Raw genomic sequence first — 18184 nt, forward strand, 5'->3', positions numbered from 1 at the left:
GGGTACGCATGACTGACACCGGCCAGGTCCCGGCCGAAGGACTGCCGGAGAACGACGGTCTGGTGGAGCAGCCGGGTATGCCCGCTCCGGGTGCGTACGCCTTCCTCGATCCCGCCGCGGGCACCGCGGACGACGACGACCTGCTGCTGATGCCGGGTTCCCAGGGCGCTTGGACGGAGCCGCAGCCCGGCGTGGCCCCGGCCCCGCCGGTGGCCGTCCCGATGCCGCACGCCGCCGCCGAGGGCACACCCGCCGAACAGGCCGCCGCTGCCGCCCAGGACCCGTTCCCCGCCCCCGCCGAGGCGGCCGTTCCGCCGCAGGGGCAGGCCCCTGGTGAGGCGCCCGTCCCGCACGCGGCCCCCGCGCCGCCGTTCCCCACGTCGCAGTCGGGGGCGCCCTCCGGTGCGTACGACCTGAGCGACGCCCACGAGACCGGGGCCCACGAGGCGGGCGGGCGCGACTCGGGCTCCGTCGACCTCGGCGCCGTCCGCATGCCCCCGCCCGCCCCGGCCACCGCCGCCGTGCCGCCGCAGCCCCGCCGCCCGCTGCACATGGGCCCGCCCATGCCGGAGGCGACGGGAGGCGTGGTGCGCTCCCTCGCCGACCGCGGGCCCGCCACGATGCCGCAGGTCCAGACGCAGCAGCAGGCCGCGACGCAGACCCAGGCGCACGTCCAGGTCCAGGCCCAGGCGCACCCCCCGATGCACGCCCCGTTCCCCGACCCGGCGCCCCTGCAGGGCCAGCCACCGGCCACTGCCGTGCCGGACCCGGCGCCGGCCGGTCAGGTCCAGGCGGCGAGCGGTCCCGAGTACCTTGACGCTCCGGAGCCCGCCCCCCTGCCCCAGCCGCAGTTCGCGGACATCCCGCCGCAGGGCGCGGAGCCCTGGTCGCAGGCACCGGCGCACCCGGAGTCACAGCAGTCCCCGTACCCCCACGGTGCAGTCGCAGCCGCGGCAGAAACGGTCGTCCCGGACGCCACGGGACAGTTCGTGCCCGTCGACGGTTCCTTCCCGGTGCCCGCGCACTTGGCCTCCGCCCCGGCAGTCGCGCCCGACCCGGACGCAGCACAGCCGCAGGGACTCCAGGAGCAGGCGCCCGTCCCGGCGCAGCCGACGGCCCCCGAGGACTCCGCGCAGTACGGGACCGCAGCACAGGAGCCCGCGGACTTCCACGTGGTCGCCGCAGCGCCGCCGGAGCCCGCCGAGGCGTCCGTACCCGAACCGGCCCCCGAGCAGCAGGCGGCCCCGCAGCCCGGGCCCGTCGACGCCGAGGCCGCCGAGCCACAGGCCGCACCGGCAGCCCCCGACGCGGAGGCTGTGGAGCCTCAGCCCGTCCCGGCCGCCGGCCCGGTCCCGCCGCCGCAGGCCGCACCGCAGGGCGAGGCCCTGGCGGAGCCGCAGGCCGCGGAACCGGCCGCGGAGCAGCCCGCGCCCGCCGTACCGGCCCCCCACGGCGCCGCCGCGCCCGACGACGGCCCCGACTCCGCGGCCCCCGGGCCCGTCGCCGCCCGGACCCCTGCCGAGGCACCGGCGGCGACCGGGACTCCGGCCGAGCAGGTGCAGGCGGCCGCCGGGACACCGGAACCGACGCCTGCCGAGCCGGTCGAGGCCCTCGCCCAAGCCCCCGTACCGGCAGAGGCCGCTGTACCGGACGCTCCGGTACCGGCAGAGGCGCCCGCACCGGAGGCCCCCGTCTCCGGGGACGCCCCCGCGCAGGCCGCTGCCGCACCCGTCGAGGACCCCGCCCACGGCCACCCGGCGACCGAGGAGGCCCCGCAGCCCGCCCCCGCGGCCCCGGCCGTGGACCCGACGGCACCCGCCCACGCCGGGGAGCCCGTCACCGCCGAGACCGCTGGCGCCGCGCCGACGGCCGAGGGCGCGAACGACGCGCAGAGCACGGAGGAGCCGGCGGCTGCCGCTCCCGCCTCCGCCGGAGCGCCGCAGGACGCCCCCACCGCACCCCCCGCCCCGGCCTACGCCGACGCGGAGCGGGAGGCCGTCCTGCGCGTGATGCGGGAGCGCCGCGACATCCGCAACGGCTTCCGCAGCGACCCCATCCCCCACGAGGTCCTCCTCCGCGTCCTGGAAGCGGCCCACACGGCGCCGTCCGTCGGGCACTCGCAGCCGTGGGACTTCGTCGTCATCCGGTCCGCCGAGACCCGGCGCACGATGCACGAACTGGCCCAGCGGCAGCGCGAGGCGTACGCCAGGTCGCTCCCCAAGGGCCGGGCCAAGCAGTTCAAGGAACTCAAGATCGAGGCCATCCTCGACACGCCCGTCAACATCGTCGTCACCGCGGACCCGACCCGGGGCGGCCGGCACACCCTCGGCCGCCACACGCAGCCGCAGATGGCCCCGTACTCCTCGGCGCTCGCCGTCGAGAACCTCTGGCTCGCCGCCCGTGCCGAGGGCCTGGGCGTGGGATGGGTGAGCTTCTTCGACGAGCGCGAGATGGTCCGCGCGCTGGGCCTCCCCGACCACCTCGAAGTGGTCGCCTACCTCTGCGTGGGATACGTCGACGCGTTCCCGGACGAGCCGGAGCTGATGCAGGCGGGCTGGTCCAAGCGCCGCCCGCTGTCGTGGGTCGTGCACGAGGAGACGTACGGCCGCCGCGCGCTGCCCGGAGAGGAACCGCACGACCTCCTCCAGGAGACCGTGGCGAACATCCGCCCCCTGGACGCCAAGGCCCTCGGCGAGGCGTGGGAGCGGCAGAAGCGGATGACCAAGCCGGCGGGCGCGCTGGGCATGCTGGAGATCATCTCCGCGCAGCTCGCGGGCCTGTCCCGGACCTGCCCGCCGCCCGTCCCCGAGCCCGCGGCCGTGGCCATCTTCGCGGGCGACCACGGCGTGCACGCCCAAGGTGTCACCGCCTGGCCGCAGGAGGTCACGGGCCAGATGGTCGCCAACTTCCTCGGTGGCGGCGCGGTCTGCAACGCCTTCGCCAACCAGGTCGGCGCGGAGGTCTGCGTCGTCGACGTCGGCGTGGCCGCCGACCTCCCGGCGACCCCTGGACTCCTCCCGCGCAAGGTGCGGCCCGGCACCGCCGACTTCACGACCGGACCGGCCCTCACCCGCGAGGAGGTCCTCTCCGCGATCGAGGTCGGCATCGAGACGGCCCGCGACCTCGTGGCCGCCGGCAACAAGGCCGTGCTGACCGGTGAGATGGGCATCGCGAACACCACTGCCTCCGCGGCCCTGATCTCCGTCTACACCGGCGCCGACCCGGTGGAGGTGACCGGCCGCGGCACCGGCATCAACGACGAGATGCACGCCCGGAAGGTGGACGTCGTCCGCCGTGCCCTGGACCTGCACCAGCCGGACCCGGCCGACCCGATCGGGGTCCTCGCGGCGGTCGGCGGTCTGGAGCACGCGGCACTGGTCGGCTTCATCCTGGGCGGGGCGTCCCTGCGCACCCCGGTCGTCCTCGACGGCGTCAGCGCCGGCGCGGCCGCCCTGGTGGCCCGCGCCATCGCCCCCGAGTCGCTGGCCGCGTGCATCGCGGGCCACCGAAGCGCCGAGCCGGGCCACGTGGCCGCGCTCAACAAGCTGGGTCTGCGTCCCCTCGTCGACCTGGACCTGCGCCTCGGCGAGGGCACGGGCGCGCTGCTGGCGCTCCCGCTGGTCCAGAGCGCTGCACGGGCGATGCACGAGGTGGCGACGTTCGACGCGGCGGGCGTCACGGAGAAGTAACCGAGGCCCACCCCCGCCACCGTACGGAGGCGGGGGTGGCCGAGCGGGCGCTCCCCCTGAGGGCCGGCGCCCGCGGCCCCCGGCCGCCGGGCACTCGCCTCGCGCAGCCGGGGGAGGTTCCTTGCCCACCGGGGAGTGACCGCCGCGAGGGCGCGGTGCACCACCCCGGGCCGGACGGCCTCCCGCCGTGCCCGGCGGGCAGGGGGCGCCCTGTCGGGCCCGGCCACACGGGGACGGGCTCCGCCGAGCCGCACCGTCGCCGGGCGCGGGTCCCCTCGACCGTCAGACCGCACCCACGCGTCGGTCGGCGTCTTTCCCTCCGGGCGGGTCCACCGGTCCGGCGGGCACCGGCGAGGCACCCGGCACGGCCCGAGAGCCCGTACGGCCCGCCCCGCCCCGCCACCGGCAGCCACCGCCCGAGGCCATCCCCCGGGCCCGCGGCCCGAGCCCTCCGCCCGTAGACGCACTGCCCGAGACCACCGCCCAAGCCCCCCGCCCCAGGACGCCGCTCGCGGCCATCCCCCGGGGGCCGGAGCCACCGCCCACGACCGCACGGCGCGCAGTTCCCGCCTCGGGAAAGCGCACGACCCCCACAGCGCCACGGGCCCGAGGCCGCCGCCCGACGGCAGGCCCAAGCTGCCGCCCCGGTCACCCCGGCCCCGTGGGGGCGGGCGTGTCGCCGGGGTCACCTCCGCCCGAGCGGGGCGGGCGCCAACGGGCCCCGTATCGTAGGCGGCAGCGCACGGACACTCGCTGCCCCCCGCCTCACCAGCCACTTCACCGCCGCAGTGGCCCGTTCGACTGCCGAGGAGACCACACCGCAATGGCCGGTACAGCCGAGCAGCCCGCCTACCCCGTCGGACTCCGCCTCTCCGGGCGCCGGGTCGTCGTCATCGGCGGCGGCCAGGTCGCCCAGCGCCGCCTGCCCGCCCTGATCGCGGCGGGCGGGGACATCACCCTCATCTCGCCGTCGGCCACCGCCTCCGTGGAGGCCATGGCGGAAGCCGGCGAGATCCGCTGGGAGCGCCGCCGCTACGAGGAGGGGGACCTGGCCGAAGCCTGGTACGTCCTCGTAGCCACGCCCGACAAGGAGGCCAACGACCGGGCCTCCGCCGAGGCCGAGCGCGCCAGGATCTGGTGCGTGCGGGCCGACGACGCCGAGGCCGCGACCGCCTGGACCCCCGCGACCGGCCGCATCGAAGGCGTCACGGTGGCGGTCGTGACCGGCACCGACCCGCGCCGCTCGGCCGCCGTCCGCGACGCCATCGTGGAGGGCCTGCGCGACGGCAGCCTCGTCGCGCCCCAGCACCGCGCCCGTGAGCCGTTCGTCGCGCTCGTCGGCGGCGGCCCAGGGGACCCCGACCTCATCACCGTCCGCGGCCGGCGGCTGCTCGCCGAGGCGGACGTCGTGATCGCGGACCGCCTCGGCCCCCGGGACCTGCTGGACGAGCTCCCGCCGCACGTGCAGGTCATCGACGCGGCGAAGATCCCGTACGGCCGGTTCATGGCCCAGGAGGCCATCAACAACGCCCTGATCGAGCACGCCAAGCAGGGCAAGTCGGTGGTCCGCCTCAAGGGTGGCGACCCCTTCGTGTTCGGCCGGGGCATGGAGGAGGCGCAGGCGCTCGCCGAGGCCGGCATCGCCTGCACGGTCGTCCCCGGCATCTCCAGCTCCATCTCCGTGCCCGGCGCCGCGGGCATCCCCGTCACGCACCGCGGGGTGGCGCACGAGTTCACCGTGGTCAGCGGGCACGTGGCCCCGGACGACCCGCGCTCCCTCGTCGACTGGGCGTCCCTGGCGAAGCTGCGGGGCACGCTCGTGATCCTGATGGGCGTCGACAAGATCGGGAAGATCGCCGAGGCGCTCGTCGCCCACGGCAAGGACCCGGACACCCCGCTGGCCCTGGTGCAGGAGGGCACCACCGCGGCACAGCGCCGGGTGGACGCCACGCTGGCGACGGTGGCGGAGACGGTCAGGGCGCAGGACGTCCGCCCGCCGGCCGTCATCGTGATCGGCGACGTCGTCGGCGAGGGCCCGCACAAGCACGCCGGTACCGAGTAGGAAGCGTCCCCGTGGCAGAAGTGATCACCGTCGAGGACCCCGCGGACCCGCGCCTCCACGACTACACCGGTCTGACCGACGTCGAACTGCGCCGCAGGCGGGAGCCCGAAGAGGGGCTGTTCATCGCCGAGGGGGAGAAGGTGGTCCGCCGCGCCCTCCAGGCCGGGTACGGCATGCGGTCGATGCTCCTGTCGGCCAAGTGGGTCGATGCCCTGAGCGACGTCATCGACGCCGCCGACGCGCCGGTGTACGTGGTGACGCCCGCCCTCGCCGAGCAGGTGACGGGCTACCACGTGCACCGCGGAGCCCTCGCCTCTATGCGGCGCGAGCCGCTGCCGGAGGCCGGGGAGCTGCTGCGTACGGCCCGCAGGGTCGCCGTCATGGAGTCGGTCAACGACCACACCAACATCGGTGCGATCTTCCGCAGCGCGGCCGCGCTCGGCATGGACGCTGTCCTGCTGTCGCCGGACTGCGCCGACCCGCTGTACCGGCGGTCGGTGAAGGTGTCCATGGGCGCGGTGTTCTCCGTCCCGTACGCCCGTCTCGCCGACTGGCCCCGGGACCTGGACGCGGTGCGGGAGGCGGGTTTCCGGCTCCTCGCACTGACCCCGGACGCCAGTGCGACCACCATGGACGAGGCTGCCCCGCACCGGCTCGACCGTGTGGCGCTGATGCTCGGCGCGGAGGGCTCCGGACTCACCGCGCGGGCCCTGCGGGCGGCGGACACCCGGGTCCGCATCCCGATGGCCCACGGGGTGGACTCGCTCAACGTCGGCGCGGCCGCCGCCGTGGCCTTCTACGCGGTCACGGCGGGCCGCCCGCAGACCTGACCTCCGGGCTGCCGCCCCGACCGCGTAGTCCGTGGCCGTACCCGCCGACCGCCGCCGCGCCCACGTGCCGGTGCCGCCGTCGAACCGGCGGCACCGGCGTTCGCTCCGGCGCGCGGCTCCCGCCCCCGTGCCCACCCCGGCGGGCCGGGGCCCCGGCGTCCGCGCAGGCCGGCCGAGCCGCGCACACCTGCGAGGCGCGCCCCGTCGAGCAGGCACCCGCAGCTTCGGGCGGCCTCTCGCTCCCCGCCGTGCGGCTGACGCGTCGGGCACTTCCGCGGCCGGGCGTCGGCGGACCCGGAGAGGCGTGGCACCGCGGGACCGCTGCCGCGCACCCCTGTCCCCGCACATCTTCCGGCGTCACGTCCGCCCGTGCGGCCGGGACGCCGGTGGGAGGCTCCGCGAGCCGGGCCGGTCCGCCCCACCCGGGCCGCCCGTGTCCCCACGTCCGTGGGCCGGTACGGCTTCCTGCGGCTCCGCGCGTGCCGTCCCCGGGGCGGGTCTTCCCAGGTGCTCGGTGAGACCAGTGCCGCGCTGCCCGCCGGCCGAGCGCGTGTGACGGCCGCCCGGAGGCCCGTACCGACTGCCGGCAGGCGCGAGGGCACGGGAGCGATGGAGCCTGCGCCGGACCTCACCCGTACGCCCCGCCCGAGCCGCTGCCCGGCCGGGGCGCCCGCTCCCCTCCCCGCAGCCCGGTCCGCCCGCGGCATGCCCGCGACGGTCCGACCGGTCCCGCGGAGTTCAGCCCTGGAGGGCCTGCGCCGCCGCGATGCCCAGCAGCACGATCAGCGTCACCACGACGAAGACGATCAGCCGCTGCCGCAGCAGCCGCGGGTTCGCGGGCCTGCGCAGCCCGGGCGCCGTGCCCGCTCCGGTGCCGTGGCCGGTCCTGCGCGACCCGGTCCGGGAGCCCGCCCGCGCCCCGGACGAGGCTCCCCGGGCGGAGCGGCCGCCACCGGTCTGCGGCCCGGGGACCCCACCTGCGCCCGGTGCCTGGGCGCGCGGCCCCCTCCGGAGGGCGCCGCGGCCCTCCGCGCGTCCGTCGGTGCGGCTCTCCGCACGCTCGCCCGAGCGCTCCGCGGTCCGTTCCGTGTACCGCTCGGTCGGCCGCACCTGCGCCCGTCCGCGTCCGCCCGTGTGCCCGCCGCCGTGCGGGGTGCGCTGCCCCGCGGTCGCCCGCTCGGCCCGTACGGCGTGGCCGCGTCCGCCGCCCTCGGGGAGGCCCTGTGCCTCCCGCGCGGCGATCTCCTTGAGCCGCAGCGCGAGCTGCAGGGTGCTGGGGCGCTCCTCCGGCTCCTTCGCCAGGCAGGCCCGCAGCAGCGGGGACAGCGCGTCCGGGACGCCCTGGAGGTGCGGTTCCTCGTGGACGACCCGGTAGAGCAGCACCTCGGAGCTCCCGTGGCCGAACGGGGAGTCCCCCATCCCGGCGTACGCGAGGGTCGCGCCGAGCGAGAACACGTCCGTCGCCGGGGTCACCGCGGCGCCCCGCACCTGCTCGGGCGCGAGGAAGCCCGGCGAGCCCACGGCGGTGCCGACGTGCGTGAGCGTGGAGGCCCCGGTCGCCCAGGCGATGCCGAAGTCGATGATCCGCGGCCCCTTGGGGGAGAGCAGGATGTTCGACGGTTTGAGGTCCCGGTGGACGACGCCCGCCTCGTGGACGGCGACCAGGCCCTCGGCGAGCGCGGCGCCGACCGCGGCGACGTCCGCCGCGCACAGCGGCCCCTCCTCGGCGATCTTGTCGTGCAGCGAGGGCCCCGGCACGTACTGCGTCGCGAACCAGGGCCGCTCGGCCTCCAGGTCGGCCGCCACCAGCCGCGCCGTGCAGCCGCCCCGGATCCGCCGTGCGGCGGACACCTCGCGGGCGAAGCGCGAACGGAACTCCTGGTCCTCGGCGAGGTCCGGCCGGATCACCTTCAGCGCGACCCGCTGGCCGCGCCGGTCGGAGCCGAGGTAGACGACTCCCATCCCGCCCGCGCCGAGCCGCCGGTGCAGCCTGAACGAGCCGACGACACGCGGGTCCTCGCGCCGGAGCCGCATCATCGCCATGTCCGTCCCCTACCTGCCGTGGGGGAGCCCCCACCCCGCTGCCGCGGTCCATTTGATGCCGCCCAGCTTACGTATCCGGGCCCCACCGTGCTCATAGGCCGCGCCCTCTCGCCGGTCGATTGTCAGTGCTGGCTCCCCCTCCTGAGGCGCACTCAGCAACCGCCGCACCAGGCGCCCCTGTTACCGGCGGAACCCCAAAGTCCCTGCGAAAGAAGGATCTTGGAGCGGGTCGCGGGGCGGCCGCGTTCGGCCGGCGGTGCCCGGCGGCCCGCGAGGGCACCGGGGGAGGGGCACGTGAGGGAAGTCACCACGCCGCCGGCCACCCCGGTCCGGCGAGCCCGCCCCCTCCGGGAAGACCCTCAGCGACCCGTCCCGGGTGTCCAACCAGGGGAGTACGCGGCGCCCCGCGGAGTCCTCCTGGAGGAGGCCCGCCAATCGGTACGCGGGCATGACGCCCGGCGGCCCCCGCCTGCCTAGGGTTGAGCCAAGCGGTGGGTGCGGCACTCGTCCCCCGAGGCCACGCGCCCGCCGCCCGACACACGACGGGAGGAGCCATGGCGGACACGGCACCGCGGACGATGGTCCGCGCGGAGGGGCGGTGGGCGTCGCTCGCGACGCTCGGCGTCGGCCCGACGGGCCGACGGCACCCCCTGGTGGCCACGGCCATGGTCCTTCCCGCAGCCACGCTCCTGGTCGTCGCCTTCGGCGGTTGGGACGCGGTGCTGGCACAGGCGTCGTCCGTGGGCGTGATGCTGGGGCGCTGAGCGGCGCCCCGGGCCCGGGAGAGCGGCCCGGGTCGGGGACATCCGGCCAACCCCGTGGGGACGGGGGTGCGGCGGACGGCAGTGGCGGCCGGTCAGCTGGGGAGCTGACCGGCCGCCCTACTTCGCGTGCGGTCCGGCGGGCAGCCACCGGCCCGACCCGCGGTTCCGCGCGCGTTCACGACAGAACCCCCGGTCGCAGCAGGCGACCGGGGGTTCGTGTGCGGTGGACGATACTGGGATTGAACCAGTGACCTCTTCCGTGTCAGGGAAGCGCTCTCCCGCTGAGCTAATCGCGCAGGAAACCGCTGCTACCAGCGGTTTCAGTGGACGATACTGGGATTGAACCAGTGACCTCTTCCGTGTCAGGGAAGCGCTCTCCCGCTGAGCTAATCGTCCTCACGGGCCATCCGGTGTCACGTACCGTACGTCTGGATGGACACAGCGTGCGCGATACTGGGATTGAACCAGTGACCTCTTCCGTGTCAGGGAAGCGCTCTCCCGCTGAGCTAATCGTCCTTGGAGGTGGAGACGGGATTTGAACCCGTGTAGACGGCTTTGCAGGCCGTTGCCTCGCCTCTCGGCCACTCCACCAGGAGCGCAGGGGGTCTCGGGAAGATCCCCCACTTCGAGCGGACGACGAGATTCGAACTCGCGACCCTCACCTTGGCAAGGTGATGCTCTACCAACTGAGCCACGTCCGCCTGTCGCTTTCCGGCCCGCTTCCGCGTCCCGGCGACGTGTTGAACTCTAGCGGATTCCCGGGCCAGCACAAAAACGCGTTTCCGCAGCGTGCTGCGCTCCGGGCCGCCGCACCCCCGGCGGCCCGCCTCGCGGCCCCGCCGGCAGCTGCACACCGGCGCGGCCCGCCACGGCCGCGGAGCACACGACCCCCTGGTCCGCGACCCCTCGATGGCAGCTGCCCCCGGACGGCGGGCCGGGCGAGCGGGCCGCCGGGAGGGCCTGCCGCGAGGAGCGAGGCCGAGACCGCGCGGGCACGGGCCTCCGCGCGGTCGAGCCCGACCGGTCCGTCGACGAGCACGCCGCGGCCTTCGCCGCCGCCCGCGGCCGCGACCACCGGCAGCAGGACGGGGGAGCGCCGGTGGCCCCCCGGCGACTGCCCTGCGCGGAGCCGGCGCCAGCCGGCGGGCCTACACTCACATCCGTGCACGACCTCGCTCCCCTGGCGCGCTTCGGCGGCCTCGTCGCAACCGACCTGCGGGACGTCACCAGTGACCCGGAGGCCCTGGACTCCTCCGGCTTCTGGGCCGTCGCCGCCGACTTCGAGGGCCGTCTGACCTGCGCCCGCTTCGGCGACGTGCGGCCCGACCCGGTGCCCGCGCCCGTTCCCGGCCGCTGGCGCGGCCCCGATGCGGGCGCCTGGACGTCGTCCCTCGACCGCGGGGCGTACACCCGCGGGGTCCGCCGCATCCGCGAGCACATCGCGGCCGGCGAGGTCTACCAGGCGAACCTGTGCCGCGTCCTGTCCGCTCCGCTGCCACCCGGCGCGCTTGCCGCGGCTGACGTGGACGCCCTGACCGCCCTCCTCGCGCGGGGCAACCCCGCGCCGTACGCAGGAACGATTCGGCTGCCGGCGCACGGCGTGGAGATCGCGACCGCGTCCCCCGAGCTGTACCTGCGCCGCGAGGACCGGACCGTCGAGTCCGGGCCGATCAAGGGCACCGGCAGGACCGCCGAGGACCTGCTCCCCAAGGACCACGCCGAGAACGTGATGATCGTCGACCTGGTCCGCAACGACCTGGGCCGGGTCTGCGCCACCGGCTCCGTCACCGTGCCCGAGCTCTGCGCCGTCGAACCCCACCCCGGGCTCGTCCACCTCGTCTCCACCGTGCGCGGCGAGCTCGCGCCGGGGGAGGGCTGGGCCGGCCTGCTGCGCGCCACGTTCCCGCCCGGCTCCGTCACGGGTGCCCCCAAGTCCAGCGCCCTGCGGATCATCGAGGCCCTGGAGACCGCCCCCCGCGGGCCGTACTGCGGAGGCGTCGGCTGGGTGGACGCCGACCGGCGCACCGGCGAGCTGGCCGTCGGCATACGCACCTTCTGGCTGGACCGCCCCGCCGGTCTGCTCCGCTTCGGCACCGGCGCCGGCATCACCTGGGGCTCCGACCCCGAGCGCGAATGGGCGGAGACCGAACTGAAGGCGAGCCGCCTCCTCGCGGTAGCGTCGGGCGTGTACGAGCCGAGCGGAAGGGCCAACTGAGATGAAGCTGTGGGTCAACGGTGAGCTGCGCGACGCGGACGCCGCGAGGGTCTCCGTCCTCGACCACGGGCTGACCGTGGGCGACGGCGTCTTCGAGACGATGAAGGCGGTCGACGGACGGCCCTTCGCCCTGGACCTCCACCTCGACCGGCTGGTCCGCTCCGCCCGCGGCCTCGGCCTGCCCGGCCCCGACCTGGACGAGGTGCGGCGGGCCTGCACCGCCGTCCTGGCGGCCAACCCGATGCCGCTCGGCCGGCTGCGCGTCACGTACACCGGCGGGCTGTCCCCGCTCGGCTCCGACCGCGGCGACGCGGGGCCGACGCTCGTGGTCGCCCTCGGGGAGACCGCCCCCCGCCCGGACAGCACCGCCGTCGTCACCGTTCCCTGGACCCGCAACGAGCGCGGCGCGCTGGCGGGCCTGAAGACCACCTCGTACGCGGAGAACGTCGTCGCCCTCGCCCGGGCGCACGAGCAGGGCGCCTCCGAGGCGCTCTTCGCCAACACCGCCGGGCGGCTCTGCGAGGGCACGGGCTCCAACGTCTTCGTCGTCCTCGACGGCCGCATCCACACCCCGCCGCTCGCCTCCGGCTGCCTGGCCGGCATCACCCGCCACCTGGCCGTCGAGTGGACCGGCGCCCAGGAGACCGACCTGCCGATGGACGTCCTGCGCGACGCCGACGAGATCTTCCTGACCTCCACGCTCCGCGACATCCAGGGGGTCCACCGCGTCGACGACCGCGAGCTGCCGGGCGCGCCCGGCCCCGTCACCGCCAAGGCCATGCGGATCTTCGCCGAGCGCGCGGCGGCCTTCTGACGCGGGCGCCGTGCGCGAAGGCGGCGCACGGCGGGGGAAAACCGGTTCCCGTCCCCACTCCGGGCGGGTAGAACTCCGGTGATGACCACCACCCTGCGGCCGACCGGGCCGCTCCAGGAGTCCGCCGACGGCACCCGCTTCCGCGCCTACGAGGTGTGCGTCAACAGCCGCCCCGTCGGGGCCGTGAGCGTCGGGACCGATCCCGGGTTCGGACGTCGGGTCGGCACCATCAGCGGTCTGCGCGTCGACGAGGCCGACCGCCGGCGCGGCCGCGCCACGGTCGCCGCACTCGCCGCCGAGGAGGTGCTGCGCGGCTGGCGCTGCGAGCTCGTGCGGGTCTCCGTGCCGGCCGGCGCCACCGTCGCCCTGCACCTCGCGCGGACCCTCGGCTACACGGAACGCAGCCGCTCCCTGGTCAAGGACCTGCCACCGGACGCGGCGCCGTCGTACGGGTCCCCGATGCGGCCCATGACACAGGAGGAGTACGACCGGTGGCGGGCGGCCGCGGAGGACGCCTACGCCCGGACGTGGCGCGAGCGGGGCGTCCCCGAGGAGGCCGCCGAGGCCAAGTCCCGGGCCGACCTCGCTGCGCTGCTCCCGGACGGCTTCGGGACCGAGGGCGCCGTCTTCCGCGTGGCCGAGGACCCGGACGGCAGGACCGTCGGATGGCTGTGGGCCGGGCTGCGGGGGGAGACCGGCGACCCCGCCGGCCGCCTCACCCACGTCTGGGACGTCCACGTCGCCGAGGAGACCCGCGGCCGGGGCTACGGCCGCGCCCTGATGAGCCACGCCGAGTGGATCGCCCGTGAGGAGCACGGCACCGACCGGCTCGGGCTGCACGTCTTCACCGACAACACGCCGGCACTGCGCCTGTACGAGTCGCTCGGCTACCGGCCCGCCGAGTACCACCTCGACAAGCGCCTCCTGTGACGCGGTGCGGCGACCCGGAGCGCGGGGTCAGCCCGCGAGCAGCCCGTCGACGATCTCCTCGATGCGGGCCCGCAGGCCCTCCTGGCTGCGGCCGCCGTCCAGCCGCACACCGCCCACCAGGTACGTCGGCGTACCCGTGACGCCCAGGGCCTTGCCCTCGGCCTGGTCGGCGTCGACGGCCAGCAGGTGCCGCCCGTCGATCAGCGCGGTGTCGAACTCCTCTGCGTCCAGGCCGAGTTCCCGCGCCACCTCGATCAGGAAGGGCTCGCCCTTCGCGTCGAGTTCCTCCACCCGTGCGAGGACCTCCTCCACGTACGGCCAGCCCTTGCCCTGCACGGCGGCCTCCTCGGCGGCCTGCGCCGCGGCGTACGCGTGCCTGTGCTTCTCCAGGGGGAAGTGGCGCAGCCGCAGGTCGATCCGGTCGCCGTAGCGTTCCCGCAGGGCGCGCAGGTCCTCCAGCGCCGTCCGGCAGTCCGGGCACTGGAGCTCGCACCAGACGTCGACGACGACGGGTCCGGCGCTCCGGTCGGCGGTGGCTGCGGCGCCGGGGGAGCCGTGGGGGAGATCGGGGGTGGAGTCGTTCATGGGCCTCAGTCTTCCAGCCCGCCCGCGTCCGCCCCAACCGGGACCTCAGGAGGAGGGCGCCCCCGAGATCCCCCGGAGACCGGCGACGGACGGGCCGCCCCTCATGGCCATCGCCCGGCCGGCCGATGCACGATGGAGGGGACGCGACGCCCACGGCTGGAGGACCGGATGCTTGCCGAGACCATCTGCACGGCGGTGTCCGCGGCGGGACTGGGGATCGCCGCGATCACCGCGTACCGCAAACGCTTCCTCCGGGCCGCCCGCATCGCCGCCTACGCGCTGGTGCCGCTCGGCCTGGTGATGACCGGCACCGTCCAGTGGCTGGCCGACACGGCGTTCGACCCCGTGGCGTGGGCCGGATTCGGGGTGCTCGGCGCGGCCGGGCTGCTCTTCGCGGTGACGCGGGGAGTCGAGCGGCGCAGGGGCGCGGGCACCGCGCGCCGGGAGCCGCAGGGGCGCGCCACCGCGGGAGGGCGGGACGCCGTCGCGCCGCCCGCGTCGGGGCCGGCGCTGGAGTCCGGTCGGCGCGGGACGCGGAAGGCGGCCGAGCCCGCGGACGACTTCAGCGAGATCGAGGAGATCCTGAAGAAGCACGGCATCTGAGCCCGCCGACCGCGCGAGGGGTGGCGCTAGGGGTGGCGGTGGGAGGCGTCGGCAGGGCGCTCACCAGCGGAATGCCGGGAACTGCCCTTTTTGTGGGGGCTGTTGGCGGCGTGTGTGAACTGCCGCTACGCCATGATCGGCCCCGAGATGCTCGATACCTCGCGGGAGCAGAACCCCGCCTCCACCGAAGAACCGCGCGGCTGCCTGTTCGCGCTGTCCCAGCCACCGCTCATGATCTTCCTGTCGGTGATCGGCCTTCTCCTGCTGATGGCCTCGGTCCACGACCTGTTCCTGCTGTGAACGCCCCGCGCCCTCCGGCGCGGCCGCCCGCCCGCCGCGGGGCCGGTGTCGCGGTGCGGCGGTCAGCCGTCGCCGGCCGCTTCCTTGCGGCGCGCCCGGTACGCCGCGACGTGCAGCCGGTTGCCGCACGTGCGGCTGTCGCAGTAGCGGCGGGAGCGGTTGCGGGACAGGTCCACGAAGGCCCGTCCGCAGTCCGGCGCCTCGCAGCGGCGCAGCCGCTCCCGCTCACCGGCGACCAGGATGAACGCGAGCGCCATCCCGCAGTCGGCGGCCAGGTGGTCGGCCACCGAGGCGCCCGGCGCGAAGTAGTGCACGTGCCAGTCGTAGTCGTCGTGGTCGGTGAGCTGCGGCGTCGTCCCGGCGGCGGCCACCAGCTGGTTGATCAGCCTGGCGGCCGTCCGGGCGTCCTGCGCCGCGAACACCTCCGTGAACCTGCGCCGCACGTCCCGCACCGCCTGCAGGTCCCGCTCGCCGAGGTCGCCGACGTCGCTGATCCGGTGGCCCTCCACGAACGCGCGGAGCGCCGTCACGTCGTCGAGTTCCTCGCCGCGTCCGCCCTCCGGCGCGGTGTTCATCAGGTCCACGACCGTGTCGAGGGCGATGCGGGTGTCGTGGGGGATCAGCACGATTCACTCCCTGGCCTCCCGATGGGCGGGCGCCCACCGATCCCGCAGACTCTAGCGGCTCCCCTTCCGGGGCGGGCGGGGCGGCCGGGCTGTGGTGGCCGGAGGGAGCGGTCGCGTCCGCCCCGGAAGGGTCGTGCGGGCACGGGAACGCACGGGGGGCGCCGCCACCGGTCAACCGCCCGGTGAAGGCGCCCCACGTGCACTTTCGGGTCCCTCCCGCCGCCTTGCGGCCGCGGGAGGGCGCCCCGGCGCCGTCGCCCCGAGTCGGACGGCGCCGTGTCGCTTCAGGACCCGGTCAGCTCTCGGCCAGGATGTGGGAGAGCTCCGTGTCCAGGTCGAAGTGGCGGTGTTCGGTGCCGGGCGGCACCGCTGCGTCGGTCCGCTTCAGGAACGACTCCAGGGCCCGCGCGGGGGCCTCCAGCAGGGCCTCGCCCTCGGGCGAGCTCAGGGCGATGCAGACGACGCCCTGACCGTGGCTGCGTGACGGCCACACGCGGACGTCGCCCGTGCCGGTGGGCCGGTGCAGCCCCTCGGCGAGGAGGTCGCGGGCGAAGACCCACTCGACGGTCTCCTCGGCACCGGTGTGGAAGGTGGCGTGCACGGCATACGGGTCGGCCGTGTCATACCGCAGGCCCGCCGGGACAGGCAGGGACGACTCGCTCGATACAACGAGGCGCAGGTGCAGCTCGCAGCTGACCGTGGTGTTCATAAGCGCCATGGCCTTTCGCTCAGTGTGCGCTCGGGGATTCGCACGTCGGCGAAATCGACATCCCACCTACGGTGCCGTTGTAAACCCCTCTGACCTTTTTGTGCGGCTTGGGGTACCTCTTCTGGCGGTGTGTTACCGGAGGTTATGGGCCCTTTCAGGTAAGGCGCGGCCCGCCGTGCATCCGGTAGGTTGGGCGCCATGCACGCGGAGAGTGACGAGCGGAGAAGGGTCGCGCCGGCCGCGGCCGACGCCGCCGCGACGGGGGACGGAACCGGCGGAGCGAGCCACCGGCCCCCCGGACCGGCCACCCACCCCACGGACCCGACCCGGGGCCAGGCGGACGGGCCCGCCCTGCCGGCCGACGCCCACGAAGGCAGCGGCACCGCCGGACCGGCGGCCGCCCAGGCGGGCGAGCGCCCGCTCGGCTCGCGCGCGCCCGCCTTCATCAAGGCCAACCGCGCGCTCCACCTCACCTGGCAGGTGGGGGTCTTCCTCATCGGCCTCGCCGTCGTGGCCTTCGGCGTCGTCCTGCTGCCGCTCCCCGGCCCCGGCTGGGTGGTGATCTTCGCCGGCATGGCCCTGTGGGCCACCGAGTTCATCTGGGCCCAGCTCGTCCTGCGCTGGACCAAACGCAAGGTCACCGAGGCCGCCCAGCGCGCACTGGACCCCCGCGTCCGCCGCCGGAACATGATCATCACCGCGGTCGGGCTCGTCATCAGCGGCGCCCTCATCGCGGTGTACCTGTGGAAGTACGGCTTCGCCATGCCGTGGACCATCCCCCGCTGACCCGCACCGGCGGCCACCCGGCCGCCGCACGGTCCCGAGCACCCGCTGACATGCGGTAATGTTTGCGGTGCGCCCGGGCGATTAGCTCAGTGGGAGAGCGCTTCGTTCACACCGAAGAGGTCACTGGTTCGAACCCAGTATCGCCCACCGCCCGGCCCGAAGGCCCCGGAGACCCACAGTCTCCGGGGCCTTCGGCGTGGACGGCCGAGCCCGGGCCGCCGGGCCGCCCGCCTCACCCCATGCGGCCCACCGCCTCGCGCAGCCGCCGCAGCTCCCGCAGGCGCCGCTCGTATGTCGCGCCCACCACCAGCAGCACCAGACCCGCCAGCGCCGGCGGCAGCCACCGCGGCAGCACGCCCACGACCTGCGCCACGTACGGCGCCAGCTCGTGCAGCGCCACCAGCAGCAGCACGCCGCCGCCCAGCACCAGCGGCGCCTGCAGCCGCCGCCGCGCCCCCACGAGCGTGACCGCCAGCGCCACCGCGCCCAGCAGCAGCGGCCGCACCCAGCCCGCATCACCCCACACCGCACACAGGCTCGGCACCAGCCCCGCGCCCAGCCCGGGCCCGTACGCCACCCACGAGCCGACCCCGGCGTCCCGCCGCCTGCGCAGCGCGCCCACCGCCAGCGCCGGCACCGCCACCGGCAGCGCGTACGCCTCCGGAACCGCCACCTCCCACAGCGCGAGCCGCACCCACGCCGCCGCCACGAACAGCACCGCCGCCAGCGGCCCCGCCACCCGCAGCCGCTCGGGCCGCACCGCCGTGGCCGCCGCGATCACCCCCGACAGGCCGAGCACCAGGGCCAGCACGCCGGGCCGCCCCACCGACAGGACCAGCGCGACCGCCCCCACCGCGGCACCGGCCACCTCCACCGGCGCACCCGCAGCGTCACCCCGCAGCCGGGCCCCGAAGCCCGCCGTCACACCGGGCACCACGAGCAGCGCCACCGCCACCGCGTGCACCGGCCACCCCGCGGCGGCGCCCGCAGCCCCCACGAACCCGGCAGCCGCCACCACTGCCCCGCACGCCGACGCAGCCCGCAGCCACGGCCGGGCCCCACCCACCGCGGAGGCACCCGCGAACAGCGCCGCCAACGAGCCCAGTACCGCCAGCGTCGCCGCCTCCGTCACCAGCCCCTGCACCGCCACGGTCGACGCCGCCGCCACCGCACCGCCGAACCCGACCGCCGCCACCGCCGCGTCCGCCGCCCCGCTCAGCCCCGCGAC

Annotated in this window: 15 protein-coding genes and 5 tRNA genes; 11 read left to right on the top strand and 9 right to left on the bottom strand. The window is 76.1% G+C overall.

The features are described from left to right. Positions 1-8 precede the first annotated feature (8 nt). The 3 genes from cobT (at position 9) to BJP40_RS09635 (ending at position 6581) form a co-directional block, all read left to right on the top strand. A complete protein-coding gene (gene cobT, locus BJP40_RS09625) occupies positions 9-3689 on the top strand; it encodes a nicotinate-nucleotide--dimethylbenzimidazole phosphoribosyltransferase (RefSeq protein WP_071280013.1) in 3681 nt (1226 codons plus the stop codon). Positions 3690-4512: 823 nt separating this feature from the next. Continuing rightward, positions 4513-5751, top strand: a complete 1239-nt coding sequence (gene cobA, locus BJP40_RS09630; protein ID WP_071280014.1) for a uroporphyrinogen-III C-methyltransferase — start codon at positions 4513-4515, stop codon at positions 5749-5751. A gap of 11 nt (positions 5752-5762) precedes the next feature. Continuing rightward, complete coding sequence (locus BJP40_RS09635) at positions 5763-6581, top strand: RNA methyltransferase (RefSeq protein WP_071268166.1); 819 nt, start codon at positions 5763-5765, stop codon at positions 6579-6581. 738 nt (positions 6582-7319) lie between these two features. On the opposite strand, the gene BJP40_RS09640 is transcribed toward BJP40_RS09635, so the two are convergent. Next, positions 7320-8624, bottom strand: a complete 1305-nt coding sequence (locus tag BJP40_RS09640) for a serine/threonine-protein kinase (RefSeq protein WP_071280015.1) — start codon at positions 8622-8624, stop codon at positions 7320-7322. 554 nt (positions 8625-9178) lie between these two features. Here BJP40_RS09640 and BJP40_RS09645 point away from each other — a divergent pair. Beyond that, positions 9179-9388 (top strand): hypothetical protein, encoded by a 210-nt coding sequence (locus tag BJP40_RS09645; RefSeq protein ID WP_071280016.1) that lies wholly within the window; start codon positions 9179-9181, stop codon positions 9386-9388. A 224-nt stretch (positions 9389-9612) separates the two neighbouring features. Here the strand turns inward: BJP40_RS09645 and BJP40_RS09650 are convergent. From BJP40_RS09650 to BJP40_RS09670, 4 genes are all read right to left on the bottom strand, one after another. Further along, positions 9613-9681: transfer RNA gene (locus BJP40_RS09650), tRNA-Val, on the bottom strand. Between the two features lie 31 nt (positions 9682-9712). Then, a tRNA-Val gene (locus BJP40_RS09655) sits at positions 9713-9784 on the bottom strand. 121 nt (positions 9785-9905) lie between these two features. Beyond that, a tRNA-Cys gene (locus BJP40_RS09665) sits at positions 9906-9979 on the bottom strand. Positions 9980-10016: 37 nt separating this feature from the next. Further along, positions 10017-10089 (bottom strand) — tRNA-Gly (locus BJP40_RS09670). A gap of 461 nt (positions 10090-10550) precedes the next feature. Between BJP40_RS09670 and BJP40_RS09675 the strand changes: the two genes are divergently transcribed. The 3 genes from BJP40_RS09675 (at position 10551) to BJP40_RS09685 (ending at position 13347) form a co-directional block, all read left to right on the top strand. Beyond that, complete coding sequence (locus BJP40_RS09675) at positions 10551-11603, top strand: chorismate-binding protein (protein ID WP_071268618.1); 1053 nt, start codon at positions 10551-10553, stop codon at positions 11601-11603. 1 nt (position 11604) lies between these two features. Then, complete coding sequence (locus BJP40_RS09680; RefSeq protein WP_071280017.1) at positions 11605-12417, top strand: aminotransferase class IV; 813 nt, start codon at positions 11605-11607, stop codon at positions 12415-12417. Positions 12418-12498: 81 nt separating this feature from the next. After that, positions 12499-13347 carry a GNAT family N-acetyltransferase gene (locus tag BJP40_RS09685; RefSeq protein WP_071280018.1) on the top strand — a complete coding sequence of 283 codons (849 nt, stop codon included), beginning with the start codon at positions 12499-12501 and terminating at the stop codon, positions 13345-13347. A gap of 27 nt (positions 13348-13374) precedes the next feature. Here BJP40_RS09685 and BJP40_RS09690 read toward each other — a convergent pair whose 3' ends face one another. After that, complete coding sequence (locus tag BJP40_RS09690; protein ID WP_071280019.1) at positions 13375-13932, bottom strand: DsbA family protein; 558 nt, start codon at positions 13930-13932, stop codon at positions 13375-13377. A gap of 168 nt (positions 13933-14100) precedes the next feature. Between BJP40_RS09690 and BJP40_RS09695 the strand changes: the two genes are divergently transcribed. Together BJP40_RS09695 and BJP40_RS09700 are read left to right on the top strand one after the other, a co-directional pair. Further along, the gene (locus BJP40_RS09695; protein WP_071280020.1) at positions 14101-14535 is read left to right on the top strand and encodes a hypothetical protein; all 435 of its coding nucleotides are present in this window, start codon (positions 14101-14103) and stop codon (positions 14533-14535) included. A gap of 114 nt (positions 14536-14649) precedes the next feature. Beyond that, complete coding sequence (locus BJP40_RS09700; RefSeq protein WP_071280021.1) at positions 14650-14835, top strand: hypothetical protein; 186 nt, start codon at positions 14650-14652, stop codon at positions 14833-14835. A gap of 62 nt (positions 14836-14897) precedes the next feature. Here the strand turns inward: BJP40_RS09700 and BJP40_RS09705 are convergent, their stop codons facing one another. Next, the gene (locus BJP40_RS09705; RefSeq protein ID WP_071280022.1) at positions 14898-15461 is read right to left on the bottom strand and encodes a CGNR zinc finger domain-containing protein; all 564 of its coding nucleotides are present in this window, start codon (positions 15459-15461) and stop codon (positions 14898-14900) included. Between the two features lie 295 nt (positions 15462-15756). Beyond that, the gene (locus tag BJP40_RS09710; RefSeq protein WP_003959770.1) at positions 15757-16170 is read right to left on the bottom strand and encodes an SsgA family sporulation/cell division regulator; all 414 of its coding nucleotides are present in this window, start codon (positions 16168-16170) and stop codon (positions 15757-15759) included. A 351-nt stretch (positions 16171-16521) separates the two neighbouring features. On the opposite strand from BJP40_RS09710, the gene BJP40_RS09715 reads away from it, so the two are divergent. Both BJP40_RS09715 and BJP40_RS09720 read left to right on the top strand, forming a co-directional pair. After that, on the top strand, positions 16522-16956 hold the full coding sequence (locus BJP40_RS09715) for a TIGR02611 family protein (RefSeq protein WP_071280028.1): 435 nt from the start codon (positions 16522-16524) through the stop codon (positions 16954-16956). A 75-nt stretch (positions 16957-17031) separates the two neighbouring features. Then, positions 17032-17103 (top strand) — tRNA-Val (locus tag BJP40_RS09720). Positions 17104-17188: 85 nt separating this feature from the next. On the opposite strand, the gene BJP40_RS34140 is transcribed toward BJP40_RS09720, so the two are convergent. Continuing rightward, a partial coding sequence (locus BJP40_RS34140) for an SCO7613 C-terminal domain-containing membrane protein (RefSeq protein ID WP_371258616.1) occupies positions 17189-18184 on the bottom strand: 996 nt, incomplete at its 5' end.

The sequence above is a fragment of the Streptomyces sp. CC53 genome (genome assembly GCF_001865245.1).
In the GTDB taxonomy this organism is placed as follows: Bacteria; Actinomycetota; Actinomycetes; order Streptomycetales; family Streptomycetaceae; genus Streptomyces.